Source organism: Streptomyces sp. P5F9 (assembly GCF_057961495.1).
Genome location: NZ_JBXVPZ010000079.1, coordinates 1 through 16,317 on the forward strand (window position 1 = coordinate 1; position 16,317 = coordinate 16,317).

The 16,317-nt window shown below is 67.7% G+C and carries 13 protein-coding genes; 2 read left to right on the top strand and 11 right to left on the bottom strand.

Annotated features, from left to right (window positions below):
• Positions 1-592: 592 nt before the first annotated feature.
• From AC31A1_RS15770 to AC31A1_RS15805, 8 genes are all read right to left on the bottom strand, one after another.
• Entirely contained in the window at positions 593-3,835 is a 3,243-nt protein-coding gene (locus tag AC31A1_RS15770) for a type ISP restriction/modification enzyme (protein WP_489653924.1), read from the bottom strand.
• 297 nt (positions 3,836-4,132) lie between these two features.
• Positions 4,133-5,185 carry a serine hydrolase domain-containing protein gene (locus AC31A1_RS15775; protein ID WP_489653925.1) on the bottom strand — a complete coding sequence of 351 codons (1,053 nt, stop codon included), beginning with the start codon at positions 5,183-5,185 and terminating at the stop codon, positions 4,133-4,135.
• 88 nt (positions 5,186-5,273) lie between these two features.
• Positions 5,274-6,371, bottom strand: coding sequence for a glycosyltransferase family 4 protein (locus AC31A1_RS15780; protein WP_489653926.1), 1,098 nt, complete (start codon positions 6,369-6,371; stop codon positions 5,274-5,276).
• A complete protein-coding gene (locus AC31A1_RS15785; RefSeq protein ID WP_489653927.1) occupies positions 6,368-6,904 on the bottom strand; it encodes a dCTP deaminase in 537 nt (178 codons plus the stop codon). Before AC31A1_RS15785 ends, AC31A1_RS15780 begins: the two co-directional genes overlap by 4 nt.
• The gene (dcd, locus tag AC31A1_RS15790) at positions 6,901-7,440 is read right to left on the bottom strand and encodes a dCTP deaminase (protein WP_365988572.1); all 540 of its coding nucleotides are present in this window, start codon (positions 7,438-7,440) and stop codon (positions 6,901-6,903) included. The genes AC31A1_RS15785 and dcd overlap by 4 nt, the downstream gene beginning before the upstream one ends.
• A complete protein-coding gene (locus AC31A1_RS15795; RefSeq protein WP_489653928.1) occupies positions 7,437-8,666 on the bottom strand; it encodes a bifunctional UDP-sugar hydrolase/5'-nucleotidase in 1,230 nt (409 codons plus the stop codon). The genes dcd and AC31A1_RS15795 overlap by 4 nt, the downstream gene beginning before the upstream one ends.
• Entirely contained in the window at positions 8,663-9,946 is a 1,284-nt protein-coding gene (locus AC31A1_RS15800) for a UDP-N-acetylglucosamine 1-carboxyvinyltransferase (RefSeq protein ID WP_489653939.1), read from the bottom strand. Before AC31A1_RS15800 ends, AC31A1_RS15795 begins: the two co-directional genes overlap by 4 nt.
• A 41-nt stretch (positions 9,947-9,987) precedes the next feature.
• The gene (locus AC31A1_RS15805) at positions 9,988-10,425 is read right to left on the bottom strand and encodes an ATP-binding protein (RefSeq protein ID WP_489653929.1); all 438 of its coding nucleotides are present in this window, start codon (positions 10,423-10,425) and stop codon (positions 9,988-9,990) included.
• Positions 10,426-10,600: 175 nt separating this feature from the next.
• On the opposite strand from AC31A1_RS15805, the gene AC31A1_RS15810 reads away from it, so the two are divergent.
• Entirely contained in the window at positions 10,601-11,872 is a 1,272-nt protein-coding gene (locus tag AC31A1_RS15810) for a helix-turn-helix domain-containing protein (protein WP_489653930.1), read from the top strand.
• A complete protein-coding gene (locus AC31A1_RS15815; RefSeq protein ID WP_489653931.1) occupies positions 11,869-12,423 on the top strand; it encodes a flavoprotein in 555 nt (184 codons plus the stop codon). Before AC31A1_RS15810 ends, AC31A1_RS15815 begins: the two co-directional genes overlap by 4 nt.
• Here the strand turns inward: AC31A1_RS15815 and AC31A1_RS15820 are convergent, their stop codons facing one another.
• The 3 genes from AC31A1_RS15820 to AC31A1_RS15830 all read right to left on the bottom strand — a co-directional run bounded on the left by AC31A1_RS15820 (position 12,424) and on the right by AC31A1_RS15830 (position 16,071).
• Positions 12,424-14,118: a relaxase/mobilization nuclease domain-containing protein gene (locus AC31A1_RS15820; protein ID WP_489653932.1), complete on the bottom strand. Its 1,695-nt coding sequence runs from the start codon at positions 14,116-14,118 to the stop codon at positions 12,424-12,426.
• A gap of 4 nt (positions 14,119-14,122) precedes the next feature.
• Entirely contained in the window at positions 14,123-14,494 is a 372-nt protein-coding gene (locus tag AC31A1_RS15825; RefSeq protein ID WP_489653940.1) for a plasmid mobilization protein, read from the bottom strand.
• Positions 14,495-14,916: 422 nt separating this feature from the next.
• A complete protein-coding gene (locus AC31A1_RS15830) occupies positions 14,917-16,071 on the bottom strand; it encodes a DUF3631 domain-containing protein (protein WP_489653933.1) in 1,155 nt (384 codons plus the stop codon).
• Between the last annotated feature and the right edge of the window lie 246 nt (positions 16,072-16,317).

The window sequence follows — 16,317 nt, forward strand, 5'->3', positions numbered from 1 at the left end:
GGACGATCCCCAGCTTCCACCACAGCAGAAACCGAATCAGCTCGACCAGTGACTACACCACTCGGCGGGACACCATCGCCAAGCATGTTGGTCAAGCGCTTCCGGACTCGCTGCTTGTGCCACAACTTGGCGATGCGCTCGTTCATGTTGGGGTTGGGGGTGCCTGTGGGGTCAGTGGGATTCCGCTTCATGCCTCGTACACAAGTGCACGGTGCTTGCCGGTTGCATGTCCGCAAGATGGAGGTGCAGTGCCCGTTGCTCCTGGCGGAGCACTCCAAACTACCGCTGCCAGCGGATCGCGTCGCTCGGCGCTTCCTCGTATGTACTGAGCGTTTTCCAATCTCACGTTGACGCGTGGTGAAGGACGAGGACGGCCTTCACCACGCGTCAACGTGAGATTGGAAAACGCTCACTGTGGCGTGCCCTCTGCCTGAGTACGGACCGCTGGCAAGGCAGGTCGGCTACGCCTTCCTTGCTCATTCTGTGTAGCGACTTGTGTGGTGTGCTGGCGGAATTGCCAAGAGAGGTTGGGTAAGCCATGCCCCATGTGATTTAGGCCAGAGGTGCGCCGCAGTGCCTGTGTCGAACCGGATCAGCTCGTGAAATCGAAGGTCCCCTGACCTGTTCCTGGGGCGCGGCGAGACGGTCGCGGCGCCTTCGGCTCCTTGGCTGCGTAGGGCGGGACCGGAAGGACGCCCTGTTCCTGGAGATCGTGAGTGGTGATGAGCGGGCCTGCGGCCACCGCGTCCAAGAGCCTGGCTTGTTCGGGTTCGAGCGCTACGAGAAGGGCGAGTGCGTTGATGAGGTCCAGTAGATCAATTGTCCATCGTGTAGGCCATGTTGGGGGCAGGATGTCGTTCAACGGGCTCTGCCACTCGACATCGGGTTTGCGCTTGCGGAATCCGAACCACTTACGGATTACCTGTACGCCGCCGATTCGGTAGTCCCAGACTTCCGCCGCCACAGGTCCGATGGAGCCAGATCCCACCGTGAGGGTGCGGGTCTTCGCGTCGTAGGAGATGCTGTCGGGCACCCCACGGCCGTCCTCACCAATAGGGATGATGCAGATGGGCTGTTCCGCTTCGGGAAGTCTCGGGGTCTGTCCGGACGGACGGCCGTGCTGCGCCGACGCGAAACGCTGGCCGTATGTGTGTATCCATATCGTGCGCCGGCCGGCCTCAGCCACCTCTGCCCACAGGTCGGGGTCCTGGGTGAGGGGGATGTGTGAGCCACGGGTGGTCAGGTGGTCCGCGAAATGACGGGTGTAGCCGCTGTGGCTGGCTATTCCCGCGATGTATGCGAAGAGATCCTCTGCTGTAACCGTCGCACCCTGGATTTGTGACAGCGCCTTCAGTAGCCCGGGCGTCACATTAGCCTCTGCCAGTTCCGCGTGACGATAGAGCGGCGCGACTCGGCCGCCTTCTGTGCCTTTGAAGTGGTGCATGTCGGGGATGAGAGCTGTGAATCCCACGGCTGGCCCTGCCCGCCCTGACTCCGAGTGTAATTCGGAGAGATAGATCTGGCGGTCGCTGTGCGCGAACCACAAGGCGGGTCGTGGAAAGTCGATCACGCGCCGGTCCGCAATGATCCACTGGCGGTCGAATGTCATCCTGCCGTACTCGGTGAGGACCGGTGTCTGCTCCGTCTCGTCGGCGAGAGCGCCCCGCCATTCGTGTCCCGGAAGTGGCTGCTCGGGCTTGTCCGGGCGGCGGTCCCGAGTGCTCTTCAGCAACGTCTCTTTGGCTGATTTCGGAGACTGGACGAGTGTTCGCCACCGTTCTTGCAGAACGGCCTTGCTGGGCGAGACCGGCCAGCTTCGGTTGTTCTTGTTGCCGGAGCTTGTCCAGGGCAACAGGGCATCCACGGTGGGCATCGCTGTCCACTCAGAGGCGGCAACGGCTTGAAAGGGAGTGGTCCACCCTGAAGAACAGAGCCGCCACGGTGTTCCATCCCCGGCCTGGTGTCCGTCGATGCTGAGTCCGTCGAGCCAGTCGAATTTTGCTTCTCGGGTTCCAGCCGGTACGTCGAGTCGCCACACGCGCGCAGGATGTTCCGGGTCTGGGGATCCTCGGCGGACGAAGACTGCGATGCAGACCTCGCGTTTTACGTCCTGGAAGACGCGAGTGCGAGGGTCGGAGTAGGAGCCTTCGGGAGAGAGCCCGACGATCCAGCCTTCGTCGGCCGCTTCGCGCAGGTAGCGCCGCATGCCGGCGGCGCCCGCGCTGTCCAGGAATCCGGAGTTGGTGATGAGGGCGACGATCCCGCTCGGTGCTTCCGGTGCGCCCAAGGCCGTCACCTGGTCGAAGACTTTCCAGGTCGACCATGCCCAGAAGTACACGTAGAGGTTGTCGAGGGCGTATCCGATACGCCCGTTGTCCTCAGGGTGGAAGCGCGCCAGGATTGCCCCCCGGTCGTTCGGATTCCCCTCGGTGACCCAGCGCCCGACCCCAGACTGTTTGGCACCGCGCAGGTATGGCGGGTTGCCGATGACCACCATGACTTTCTCCTCCGCCTTGACCCTGTTGGCCAGTCGGCGGTGTCGGGCGATTGCCTCGTACATCAACCCCAGGTGGTGTTCGACAGCCGGGTCGTCCAACGTGTCGGCCACCAGGAGCCTTGGCGCGTAGCCAGTGATGTCGGTCTGATGGGCCTTGAAGGCGTGGTGTACGCGGAGTTCGGCCACCGCATAGGGGCCAGTCTGCTTCTCCAGACCGATGAGACGCCCTGCGAGTTCACGGAGGAGTCCGCTCTTGAGGGCGTCACGGTGCTTCAGTGCCAGATCCTTGGCGACGTGGTCGACGATGTTGATGAGGAAGGTCCCAGTGCCCATGGCGGGATCGACCACAGTGACGTCCTCACTGCCGAACCCGTCCTCCTGACCGAGTCGGTCACGCAGCACCTCGTCGGTGAACCGGACCATGAAACGGACAGCCTCGCTGGGCGTGTAGTACGTACCTGTGCGTCGTCGCAGATCTGGATCGTAAGTGCTCAGGAACCCCTCGTAGAAGTGGAGGTAGGCGTCCCCGCTGTCGTCCTTGAACATTTCCGGGTCGACTGCGGAGATGACGTCGATCAGCGTGTCGATGACTCCGCGGAGATCGTCAAGAGCTTCGTCGGTCAGCACAGAGAGGGCTTTGCCCATCAGAGAATGACGTTTTCCCAACTTGCCTGCGACGTCGGGTAAGGAGAGCTTCTCCATATCGATGCCCTCAAGGCGGGCCAGCAAGATCGCGAAGGTGAGCGTCTGGCTGTAATGGTCGGCGAACTCGGCCGGCAAGGCGTCGGGGAATAGGAGGTCTTTCCAGTTGCCCGCGAGAATGGAGAACGCAGCGTCGGCCTCTCCGTGTTCCTCGCGGGTGAGGCGTTCCGTGACCTCGTCCCGTAGGAGCGCGCAGATTCTGGCGATGCGCTTGACCAGTTCACTGATGCTGTCGACGGTCAGGGGCGCTGGAGCCAGGAAGAGGGAGATGGCCCGCTCGAATCCGTCGTCTGCCGGTGTGAGTTTCCGACTGCCGCTGAGTAAATCTCCGACCAGGTGCCCAGTTGGGCCGATTTGTACGCCGAAGCGGTACACAATCCAGTCGTAGCCATTTGAATACAGGACGTTAGGAAGGGCTTTTAGCTTCTCCCACTGCTCCCGGTTGTGACTCTTCGCAGACCACTTCTGCGGGTCGATACTCCGGTCAGGCCGCTTCAACTCGACGTGCCCGATGGTCCTTCCGCCAGTGCTGATGGCGAAGTCGGGCCGTACACCGAGCCGCTTGATGCTGCTCTGGCCATGGGCGATCAGTTTTGTGTGCTGTCGCGCGGCCATGCCGCGCAGCAAGTGCTCCACTGGTGCGGTGAGGCTCTCCTCTTTGCCGCTGTCCGTGCCTGCAGGACCCTGAAGCTTGGCCCTGACTTCCTGCCCGAACCGGGCGACGAGGTCGGCGACCGACCCGGTGGCTCTATTCCCTGCTCCGATGTCCCTTCGCGGCAACGCCCACCCCCATGGCAGTGCACACGCACGGTGATCGCACCCATACACACTGCCCATCAGGTTGCAACTGGCAAACACCGGAGTGAGGTTGGGCAATGGGTATGCAGGCAGAAGCTGACCTAGGCCGCTTGACTGCTTGCTGGGGCGACCGCCTCAGTCGAAGGCAAGTGCGCGGAAGGTGTCGCGGATGTCTGTCAAAGGTTGCCGGTCCCGGCTGTAGTAGAGCTTGTTGGTGAGCAGAGCTGCCCAGCGGTCTTTCCTGGGGGAGAGCCACATGCCGGTGCCTGTGAAGCCGTAGTGCACCCAGACGTCGTCGGCTTCCGGCATCGTGCCTGGTGCGGGGTGCCAGAACAGGCCCCGGGGCGGCGTCAGTTCACCGGTGTGGATCTGGAGAGACTCCTTGATCCAGTCCGTGCCGAATCCGGGTGATGTGTTCAGCTGGTTCGGAGCGAGGAGGTAGCGCAGGAACGTGGCGAGGTCGTCGAGGACGGAGAAGGCTCCCGCGATGCCGCACACCCCACCGAGTAGGCGGGCGGAGAAGTCGTGGGCGAGTCCCTTGAGATGGGTTCCTGTGCTGTCGTTGAGTTCGGTCGGTGCGCAGCGGGCCACCGCATTGGGGCTCAACGGGCCGAAGCAGGTCTGTGCCATGCCCAGGGGGCCCCAAACGCGGTCGGCTGCGAGCGCGTCGAGCCGCTGACCGGAGAGGTGTTCGGCAAGGTAGCCGAGAATGAGGGCAGCGCGGTCGGTGTATTCCACGGCCTCACCGGGCTGGCGGTGCAGAGCTTCACGGAGGACGCCGTCGCGGACGTCCTGCGGGTCGGTGCCGTAGAGGTTCTTGAGGTTGGCCCGAAGCGGGACGCCGGCGGTGTGGGTGAGCAGCCGGCGTGCGGTCACCTGCGCCAGTGGATGCCCGCTCACTTCGGGCCACAAGTTGTCCAGTGGCGCGTCGAGTTGGAGCTTCCCGTCCTCGACGAGACTGCCGATGGTTGACCACACCGCGAGGATCTTGGTGAGACTGGCGACGTCGAAGACGGTGTCGCGCCGCATCGGCTCGTCGGGCTGCTCGGGATCCAGGACACCTGTGCTGCCACTGGCCTGGGCTCCTCGGCTGTCACCGACGGCCCACACGGCGCCTGGGTAGATCTTGTCGTGTGCACCGTCGTGGAGGAGTCGGTGGATGCGGTCGGTGTCGAGGTCGAGCGCCATGGTCTCCCGATCGATCGTGGGCCGTGAGATGTCCCGGTGGCCAGCGTAGTGAGGCGGCCGGTACGGAACTGGCTGCGGCGCGGACAGGTCAGATGAGCTGTTTGCCGAGGTCGGCCAAGGCGGCGGCGGTGGCCGTGAGGGGATATCGAGCGGCATTGGTGCGGCCCGCAGCTTGCAGAGCCGCCAGCAGGCCGGGCGCGCAGCGGAGCCGGTTGAGGGCTTGGGCGAGCGTGGCCGGGTTGGTGAAGTCGGTGACCAGGCCGGTTGCGGCGAGGGTGTGGTTCAGTCCGGGGACGGGCTGGTAGACGACCGGCAGCCCGCAGGCTTGAGCTTCGAGGGCGACCAGGCCCATGGCTTCGAGGGTGGTCGAGGGCACGAGGAGGGCGTCGTGATCGGCGAAGGCTTTCCACAGTTGTGGACGGCTGAGCCAGCCGAGGTAGCGGACGTGGACTTTGAGGAGGCGCAGAAGCGGAGTCAGGCCGTGGAACTGGTGGCGAGGTGCCGCGATGCTCAGTTCGACGGCCTGGGCGACGGGCATCGCGCGCAGGAGCGCCTCGATGCCCTTCTCGGGAGTGAGACGTCCTGCAAAGAGCAGCCGGAGGTGCCCAGTTGGTCGGCGGGCGGGGCGCGTCGGAGGGGCGGTGAGCAGGTGATCGGGGATGCCCCACGGAATCTTCGTGAGCTTCCTGCGATCGGCGGTGGGGACGAGTTGGAGGAGGCGGTCGGCCATGGCGCCGGTGGGGACGACGATGGCATCGGCGAGCCGCGTGGTTTCCTGCAGGACTCGGAGCTGGTCGCGGTGGGCTTCGGCGAACAGCAGGTCGGTGCCGTGGACGAGCGCGATGCGGGGGTGGGCAGGCAGCGCGCGCATCAGGGCCGGGGTTCCGCCGAAGGCGAGGTGCTGGAGGTGGAGGACGTCCACACTGGACGGGGCGATGCGTTGCGCCAGGGCCCGGCGTAACGCGTTCACGTACGCCGCGAACGGCGGCCCGGAGAGGCATTTGCCGGGCACGGCCACCAGCTCCAGCCCCGAAGGTAGGCGAGGCGGATGTGTCTGTGGGGCGAGCATGAAAGCCCGGGACGGGATCAGAGGGTTCTCGCCGGTGTAGAGGTCTAGGAAAAGCTCGACGCTTCCGCCGGCGCTGCCGAAGGGCAGGTCGAGGGCGGTCGCGACCCGGGGGCTCACGTGGCACCTCCGGCGAGTTCTTCGTACAGGCGTGAGATGCCGATGCCTGCGGTCGCGGTGTATTTGAGGCCGTGCAGTTGGTAGCTGGCCGGGGTGCCGAGGCAGTGGAGGAAGACGAGCTTGCCGAAGGTCATGCGGGGATAGACGCGGACGGGTCTTGCGGCGCGGATCTCCAGGGTCCAGTGGATGGCGTGGCCTTGATGGCCGAGTGGGGCGGAGACGTGGACCCAGATCCCGAGTGCGCCGATAGTGCGGTTGCCGTTGAGGAATTGGGCGTACGTCTCCGAGCCGGTCCTCTCGTGGGTGGCGCCGAGGTACAGCACGTCGGGGCGCAGGACGAGTCCGGAGCCGGGGATGGCGGTCTCGGTGTATGGCGTGGGAGCGGCGGAGTCCAGGTCGGTGTCGCAGATGCGCAGGGTGTCACTGAGACACCAGTCGTAGGCGTTGGAGGAGAGGCGGTCCGGATCGTACGGCTCGATGGTGATCTCTCCGGCGGCCTGTGCCGCGGCGATGGCGGGACCGGTGAGGATCACGAGGCAACCACCCGGAGTTCTGTCACGTCGCGCCAGTAGCCGGAGGGCTGTGGGCCGGCTGCTGCCTGGTACTTGCCGTGGTAGAGAGCGACGGGGCCGACGGAAGCGAAGAACATGATCTGCCCGATCCGCATGCCGGCGTAGACGCGCAAGGGACGGATGGGGGTGAGCATCAGGGTCCACTGGCCGTGGAAGCCGATGTCGCCGATGGGGGCGGTGATCTCGACGAACAGGCCGAGTCGTCCCACGGAGGAGCGGCCGAACAGCAGTGGTACGAGGGTGTCGGAGCCGACCTCTTCGAGGGTGTGGCCGAGATAGAGCTCGCCGGGTTGGAGGACATAGCCGTCCGGGCCGATGGTGCACTCGGCGGTCGGGTTGGGCTGGTGGGAGTCCAGGACATCGGCGGTATAGGTGAGCAAGGTCGGGCCGAGGCGGACGTTGTAGCTGTTCGGGTTGACCTGGTCAGAGGCGAAGGGCGTGATCCGCAGGCGGCCGTCCTGGGCAGCGGCGGTGATCTCGGGACCCGTAAGGATCATCGCGCGGCTCCTTGGACGGTCGTGGTGAGGACGTGCTTGACGGCCTGGCCGAGGAGGAGCCCTGCGGCGTGGGTGCGCCCAGCCAGGTAGGTGTCGGCGAGGTAGTCCGTGGTCAGCACGGTGGTGATGCCGTCCGGCAGTGGGCCCGGACCGGTCACCAGGGGGCCGGCCTGTTCGGTGAGGTACGCCAGCAAGTCACGAGGATCCCGACGAAAGTCGTCTGGAACGTAGGCGTGGACGAGCTGGTTGCCGAAGGGCTCGATAGCGAGCAGATCGCCCAAGGTGAGGGTGTCGCCGAGCGGGACGGGCCGCAACGCGGTTTCGTTGAGGATGACCGCGTCGACGCCGAGCCCTGTGCGCAGGCGTGCGGCGATGTCGACGAGCAGGTCGTGGCGATCGGGAGTCCGGTGCCGATACGTCTTGGCCACGGGGCCGAGGACGGCGGCCAGTTGCTGTCCGAGTTCGCCGATCTTCGTTTCCAACGGCTCCAGTTTGGCGGGGACAAAGGCTGGAGCCCGGTCCGGGAAGCGAGTGGTGTCGGCGCCCCAGCCTGGTCCGACGGGCGTGGCGATCGCGTACCCGTCGGCGAGTTCGTGCCCCTTGACGATGAGAGTGTCGCCGACCCGGACCGGGCCGTACCGGGAGCTGTGGCAGTGCCCGGCGAAGATCACGTCGAGGAAGGGGCAGACGGCCGCCAGCTTGAGGTCCTCGTCGAAGCCGGAGTGGCTGAGCAGGACCCAGTCGTCGACCTCGTGGTGGTGGGCGAGCATCACCTCGCGCAGGGCTTGGACGGGGTCGGTCACGCGGTGACCGGCTCGATGCTCGGCAGGGATGGCGTTGAACGCCTGCTGCCCGATCACTGCGGTGATTCCGACTCGTCGCCCCGAGATGCGCGTGGTGTGCAGGCGCCGGAAGAGCGCGTCGCCTGTATCGGCCTGGACAGTGTTGGCGCAGACCGTGAACCGGCGGAGGTCGGGTTCGAAGTGGTGGGGCCAGCCGTGATTGCCGGGAGCCAGGACGTCGTAGAGCCGGAGCAGGATCTCGCGCTCGATGGCGCCTTGGGCGAGGCGGTAGTAGCCGGAGCCCTCGAAGAAGTCGCCGCAGTCCACGATGAGCGAGGACGGGCGCAGGGCATGGAGGTGGCTAAGGAAGGGCACGGCGTTGTCGAGGGTGGAGTGGACGTCGGTGGTGGCCACGATCTGGCGCAGGGTGCGCTGGGCGGTCATGGGGTGACCTCGCAGATGTCGGCGCCGAGGGCGCGCAGCTTGCCGGGCAGGTCGGCGTGGCCGCGCCGGAGCTGATCCAGGCCACCGAGCGTGGTGACACCGCTGGCGGTGAGGCCCGCGACCATGAGGGCGGAGCCGGTGCGGATGTCGGTGGCCTCCACGCCCGCTCCGGTCAGGCGTTGGGGGCCGGTCAGGCGGCATTCGGTGGGGGAGGTCTCCTCTATCTCGGCGCCGAGGCGGGTCAGTTGGGGGAGCAGGTTGCTGTGGCGGCCGGGGTTGATGGCATCGGCGAACAGGTGGGTGCCCGGCAGGTTGAGGGCAAGTGCCATCAGAGGTGGTTCGAAGTCGGCGTCCAGGCCACCGGGGCTGAGGGACGCGATGGCCCGCAGCGCGCGACCCGTCGGTCGCATGTCCTGGGAGCGGACAGAGAGGATGCCGGAATCGGCGTCGGCAGGGATGCCCAGTCGCCGGAACGCAGCGACGAGCGGGCCTACATCCCTGCCATGCACGCCCTCGATGCGTGCGGTACCTCCGGTCGCCGCGACCGCGCATGCCAGCGTGCCAGCCTCGATCTTGTCGCCAGGCACTGCCCAGACGACAGCTTCGTCCTGGCCAGGAGACGGCGGTACGAGGCTGAGGAGGTGCTCACTCGCGCGGGTCCCCCAGCCCACCGTCCTCAGTGCGTCGAGCACCCAGAGGATCTCTGGGGAGAGGTTGGGCTCACCCAGCCGTAACGGTCGACCGGTTGTGACGGCGCGCAGCAGGGCGGCCACGGTTGCCCCGCGGGAGCGGAACGGCAGCACCAGGGAGACAGTGCCGGTGTGCGGCGAGACGCTCTCGACGCGGTAGCCGGAGTCATCCGTTGCGCTCCGGTCGCCGAACGCCTCGTACACCTTGAAGTGCAGCTCCATCCCGCGTGCACCGATCCGGCAGCCGCCGGGCCAGGGCAGTTGTACCTCGCCGTGCCGGGCGAGCAGGGCGGGCACCAGGTAGTACGAGGCACGGATGTGGGCGGCTTGCGCCAGTACGGGGGATACGCACCGGCTCTCGGTCGGCAGGATCACCGCAGTGGTCGGCTCCCCGACGGGTTGCGCGACATGCCAGCCCGCCTGCTGCAACAGCGCCAGCATGATCTGGACGTCTGTGTTCGCGGGGATGTTGCTCAGCCGGACGGGGCGACCCAGGGCTGCTGCGGCGGCCAGCAGCGGCAGGGCGGCGTTCTTGGAACCATCGACGGTCACGCTGCCGACGAGCGGGGGGCCGGGGCGTACGGCGATCACTTCGGCGGCCCGTGCCTGGGTGGAGGCGGTGGTCGTCACAGTCAACTCCTTTGCAGAGGAAGGGAGACAGCGATCTCCTGGCCCGAGCAGGTGGGCAGGGCGATCTCGGCCCAGCACCGTTTGCCGGTGGGTGTTGGATCGGCGCCGTACCTGTCGGCCAGAACGGCGACCAGGAACAGCCCGCGGCCGTTCTCGGCGTGTTCGTCCGGCAGGCAGAGCTGGGGGAGCACCGGGTTTGAGTCGTCGACCTCGATGCGCAGGCCGGCTTGGACGAGCTGAACCGACAGGGAGACGTGTCCGGTGCCCGCGTGCCGGACTGCGTTGGTGACCAGTTCGCTGATCACCAGCTCGACGGTGTGCATCAGCTCGTCGTCCAGCTCCGCCTCCCAGCCCGTTATCGCGTTCATCGCCCGGTGCCGGACGGCGGTGACCGCGGTTGGTGTGGTGGGTACGGACAGAGTGAGCTGGTGCGCTGCCATGAGCGGCCTCCCGAGGTTGGTGCGGCCACTTCACGCAACCAGCCCGTGGCGGTGGGTGGTTAGCCCAGGTGCTGGCGCTGCATCGGTTATGCAGGAGCTGCATGACGGTGAAGTGCGCCTGATCTACGCTCGGTTGAGCAGGCAGGATCGGCGACGGCGGAAGGGGCCGTGGCAGATGGCCGAAGCACACAGCGAAGCAAGACGGATCGGCGAAGTGATCCGTCAGGCGCGGGTGTTACAGCGACGTTCGCAGAAGGACGTCGCCGCCGCGCTCGGCTACCACCAGTCCAAGGTGAGCCGGCTGGAGGGCGGCCGTGGCACGGAGGACATCCGTGTCCTACGTGCCGTTGCGCAAGAACTCAGGATTCCACCCGAGCAGTTGGGCCTCGCCGTCGTTCGCGATGCCGTTACCGCCGATCCCGAAGCTGACGAGATGCACCGCCGTACCTTCCTCGCCGCGAGCATCGCCGCGCTCGCCACCTCTGCCGCCGCAGCCGCCGCCCACGACGACCTGGTCCAAGCGCTTCTTCCTGGCCTTGGCCCGGCGAACACCGGCGTCCCCTTGGATACAGCGGTTCTGCGTGAGCGGGTCGGCGCGGCGCGCAGGCTCTTCTACACGTGCGACTACGTGGAACTGGAACGTGCTCTGCCCGGCCTGATCGCTGACCTCAGGCTGGCCTCCAGCGGTGTGGTGGACAGCGACGTACTGTCCGCGCTGCTGGCCACTACTTACCAGACCTCGACCAGCCTCCTGCTGAAACAGCACGACCAGGGCAACGCCTGGCTCGCGGTCGGCCGAGCGATGGCCGAGGCCGAACGCTCCGGTGATCCCGTGGTCCTCGCCTCCAGCGTCCGGGTGCAGGCCCATGTCCTGGCCCGCGAGAAGCACACCACCCAGGCCGTCACCCTTGTCCGGCACACGGCCGACCAGCTCACCGGATCCTACGATCGCCGTTCCCCGAAGTACCTGGCGGCCGTGGGGCTGTTGCTGCTGCGTGGCGTGACCGCGGCCAGCGGCGGTGGGGACCGCGCGGCCACCGAGGAGTTCCTGGCCGAGGCCAAAGAGGTGGCACGGTACGTGTCCCTCGACAGGCCCGATGCCTGGGCCAACTTCAGCCCCACCAACGTCGCTCTCCACGAGCTGAGCGCTCTGGTGGCCTTCGGCGACTCCGGGCTTGCTCTCCAAGCGGCCCGCCCGCTCATGCGCCGGCACATCCCTGTCCCCGAGCGTCGTGCCGCTCTGTGGGTGGAGGCCGCCCGCGCCTACAGCCAGCAGGGCCGCCTCTCCGACGGCTACCAGGCCGTACGTATCGCCGAGACCTGCGCCGCCCAGGACGTCCGCCGCCCCGCCGTGCGCGACCTGGTCGCCGACATGGCTGCCCGCGACCGGCGCCGTACTCTGCCGGAACTGCACCGTTTCAGTCGCCAACTGGGAGCCCCCGCGTGACCGAGCCGACCACCCCGGAGAAGAACCCCTTCCTGTACGTCGTCGTCTGCGCCTGCGGCATCGCCGGCGACGTCGGCAAGCTGATCACCACAGCTCAGGAGCGCCACTGGGACGTCGGCGTCATTGCCACCCCGCAGGGCCTGGGCTTCCTCGACACCGAGGCGATCGAGACGCAGACCGGCTACGCGATCCGCTCCGCCTGGCGCACCCCCGGTGAGCTCCGGCCGCTCCCGCCCGCGGATGCGATCGCGGTCGCGCCGGCCACCTTCAACACGGTCAACAAGTGGGCTGCAGGTATCTCCGACACCCTCGCTCTGGGCATCCTGTGCGAGGCGTACGGCATGGGAATCCCCACGGCCGTAGTGCCGTACCTCAACGCGGCTCAGGCTGCCCATCCCGCGTATCAGCAGAGCTTGGAACGGCTACGCGGGATGGGCGTTCTGATCGGCTCGTACGAGCCGCACAAGCCGAAAGCCGGCGGTGGCGCCGACCGTTACCGCTGGGAGGAAGCGCTGGAACTTCTCGCTCCCCGGCTGTCCCCGCGGGCGTAATCAGCGCCGCTGTCCCTTCGAGGGCTCCGGAGACGAAGCTGATGGGATCATGTGGGGCGGAGCAGCAGGGCGTTGCACGGTGTGCCGGGTGTTGGCTGCCTGGGCCTGTGGGCTGGGTGCGTGGCGTTGGCCCAGACGGCGGACTCGCCAGGTCAGGGCGCGGGCCGGGCTGCGTGCATCGTCCAGGGTTCGCTGGCCGAGGGCCTGGTCCAGGACGGTGGCCGCGTTGTGGCCTGTCGCTTCTGCTTCGGCGAGCACGGCGGCGAAGGCGTTCCAGGCTGGGTCGTTGAGAATGTGCTCGGCATGCTCGGGGACCGCCTGTTGCAGGTGGTGGGCGTAGCGGTGCTGGGTCTGTGGGCTGGGTGCGCGGCTGGCGAGGCCGGCGAGGACGGGTCCGGCGATCTGGGCGTACGCGGTCTGCAGGTGGATGAGGGTCTGTTCGGCCGCTGCCTGCTGTTGGGCGTGCTGGCGGGTGCGGTGCCAGTGCATCGCGTAGGCGACCGCGGTGAGCGCGACGTCCAGCAGCATCGCCAGCCCGGCGCTGTCCCCATGCTGTGCGGGGTCCTTCCAGATTGCCTGGACACTGCGACGCAGGACGCGGGCACTGGTGTGGTCGGCGGCGATGCGGGAACGGGTGGCGCGCTCGAAGGCGACGGCGGCTCGTTCGAGTTCGGCCCGCGCTGCGGTCGGGGCGGTGAGCGGGAGCAGGTCGAGTGCTCCGCCGAGCGCGGCCAACTGGCCCTGGGCTGTTTCGTCGTTGCTGTGGGCCAGGTGGTGGGGGATGCGTTCGGTGGCGGCGGTGGCCTGGTGCCAGGGGTTGCCCGGCCGGACGGTCATTGGTTCGGGGCTGGTGGTGGCGAGGCGTTGGCGGATCTTGGGTAGGGAGAGGTCGCCGGCGAGGGTGGAGCCCGCGTAGAACACGGGCTCGCCTTTGTCGTTGGTGTCGCCGGGCAGGGCGAAGTTGCAGCCGAGTGCGTCGCCGGATGGGCCGAGTTTGAGGCGCACGGTCACACCTGTCGCCTTCAGCAGGGTGAAGAACTCGGCCTCGGTGGAGGCGGCGGCCATCGCGCGGCGGACACGCAGGCGCAGGATTTCGCGGGATGTGGCGTTGTGGCCCAGGCGCCTGGCCTTGAAGACTTCCTTGCTAGTGGGGCGTTTCGCAGCGGTGCCGTCGCCGGGCTTCAACCGGCGGAGCCCGTAGTCGATTTCGATCTGGCGGGCCTCCTTCTGAACGGCACGGATGTCGTGGTCGCGTTTGGGTCGTCGGCCGTCTTGGCGGACGAGGGTGGCGGCGATGTGGATGTGGTCGGCGGCGTGCCGTACGGCCACCCAGCGGCATGCTTCCGTGTCCCCGGTGGGGGCGATGCCGGCGGCGACCACGATCCGCCGGGCGATCTCCGCCCATTGGGCGTCGGTCAGGATCGGGTCCTCGGGAGCGGCGCGGACCGGGCAGTGCCAGACGGTCGTTTTGGGTGCCCGGCGGCCGAGCATGGCCACCGGCTGGTCGAGCTGGGTGCGGAGCTGCTTCTCCACTTCCTTGGGGTCGCGGTGCGGGCTACGGCCGGGGTCGGGGGCGAAGCCGTTCCAGGACGCCACCAGGTGCGGGTCGACGTGTTCGTTGGCGGTGCCTTCGCCGAAGAGGTAGACGATCAGACGGCGGGTGTCGCCCTGGCCGAGGATGATCTTCGGTATCACTGGATCACCGCCCCTCTACGACCTGGGCGACTGTGGTGTCGACGGTGGCGATGGCCGCTTCGATGCGTTCCAGGAGGCGGTGGACCGTGTCGGGCTGGGGCCAGGCGCCGTCCTTGTGGAGGTGCCAGGTGAGCTGGTTGAGGTTGTTGCCGACGCCGCCGAGCTGTCCGTTGGCAGCCATCAACGCCTTCACCGTGGCGCGGTAGTCGGCGACTGCGGCCGTAGGGTCCTCTGCGCGGGCGGCGGCCAGGGATGCCTCGGCGACGTAACCGCCGACCGGCATCCGGCTTGTGTCGGCGGCGCGTGCGAGTTCGGCGAACTCGCTGTCGCTGTAACGGGGATGGACACGGCGCTCACGCAGGCGCGACTGACGCAGTCGGCGGCGCGGTGCGGACGGCTGCGCAGTGTGCGACGACGGCTTGGTCTCGTCCCCTTCCTCGGTCGGTCCCCCCGGGCTGGCCGACTCCGGCGCTGCGCCGGATGCCTCCGGCCCCCTCGGGGCGGGGGCCGGGTAAGGACTCCTTAGCCGACAACTTGCTGCGCTGTCTGGGGCTGAGGTGGTGTGCAACTGCTGCTGAGCTGTGGGCAGTTCGTGGTGTTGTTCGTGCATGGTGGTGCTCCGGCGGTGAGGGGGTGGGAGGCGTGTCACGTGCGTCGCATCCGTCCCACGCCTGGTCAGGACAGGTACGGACACTCGGGCAGGTACGGAGAAGTCCGTCCCGGCGAGAACATCCGTCCCCGCGCTGACCTGCTTGGGGACGGATGCGACGCAGTGCTACGGACCCAGAGGGAGGTGGGTCAGCGGGCGCGCTTGGGACCGGCGGCCCCGCCGGGCGGGCCGATGGGCAGCGCGCCCGCCGGGGCGGCGGGCGGCTTGCCCTGGGCCGGGTGCGCGGGCGTGGGAGCGGGCGCCGTCTCGGCGAGGTCGGGGCAGTGTCGGGCCCAGCTGTCGAGGAACCGGTTTCGGGCGTACCCCTTGGCCTGCCTGCCCTTGTCGAACCGGTAGTTGGCCGGACGGATATCGAAGTCCCGCAACATTCTGCCCAGGTAGTAGGCGTTGAGCCCCTTGGTGCCGTGCTCAGCCCAGGGGGCGTCGGGGTCCTGGAGCAGGGCGGCGACCAGATCCTGGCTGGACAGGGTCTCGGGGTTGCCGTGTGCCTCGAATACGCGGTGGATGTCTCGTAGCAGCCGCGTCTTCAGGTTGGTCTGCTCGTCCTGGACGGCCTCGAACCGGGTCATCGCCCCACAGGCCGCACGCGCACTGGCGGGCCAGTGGCCGCCGGCCAGGTCAGCGATGATGACCAGCGGTTCCCAGGTGTCCGCCGCCCGGTCCTCCACCGGCATCGTTGGCGCCATGCGGACGGCCGTGCCGCGCAGCGGGCCCAGCCAGGCGGCCAGCTTGTCCCGCACCGCGTTCAGCTCCGGTGTGGCGTAGCGCGAGCGGAACGGGGTCACCTTCTCGCCCGGCTTGCGTCTTTGCATACGGAGCACGACCGCTCGGTCCGTGATCGTGTCGGGCAGGTCGCCGATCGAGGCCAGTGCGGCCATGGCGAAGGTCGGATACGGGGTCGGCTTGTGCTCCGGACCGGAGATGCGCCAGGCGGGCCGGTTGCGCTGGTGTCCGGCGTTCAACAGACCGCGCAATTCCTCGTTGTCGCCGGCCTTGCTGAAGATGGCGTCGGCCTCGTCCACCAGGATCGTGCGCGGATTCTTGCCGATGACGCGGAAGAGCACCGCCGTGGACATGTTCACCGTCATGATCGGCTGGTGGACGGTCTCGTGAAGCACGTCCAGAACACGGGACTTGCCGCAGCCCTTCGTCGGGCCTACGACCGCCAGACGCGGTGCGTGCTGCAGAGCGGTCTGGATGTGCGTGGCCGCCACCCACAGGGTGACCGCTGTCAGCGCCTCGTCACTGGGCAGCACGACGTACTTGCCGATCGCCGCCCGCAACTCATCCAGCAGTTCCGCACCCTCACCGGAACCCCGTTCCGCAGGGTCTACCGGTCCCCCAGGAGGCCGGGAGCCGGTCCCGTGATCCGGTCCCCGTGCGTCGACGGGACCGGTCCCCTCCTGTTGGGCGGTTCCCGCCACGGGGTTGTCGGTCCCCGGCGACTTGCGGGGACCATGCGTACGGTCCCCATTGCGGTCCCTTGGTGCAACTACAGCCTCTTGGGAACCGGTCCCCGATTTCACGCC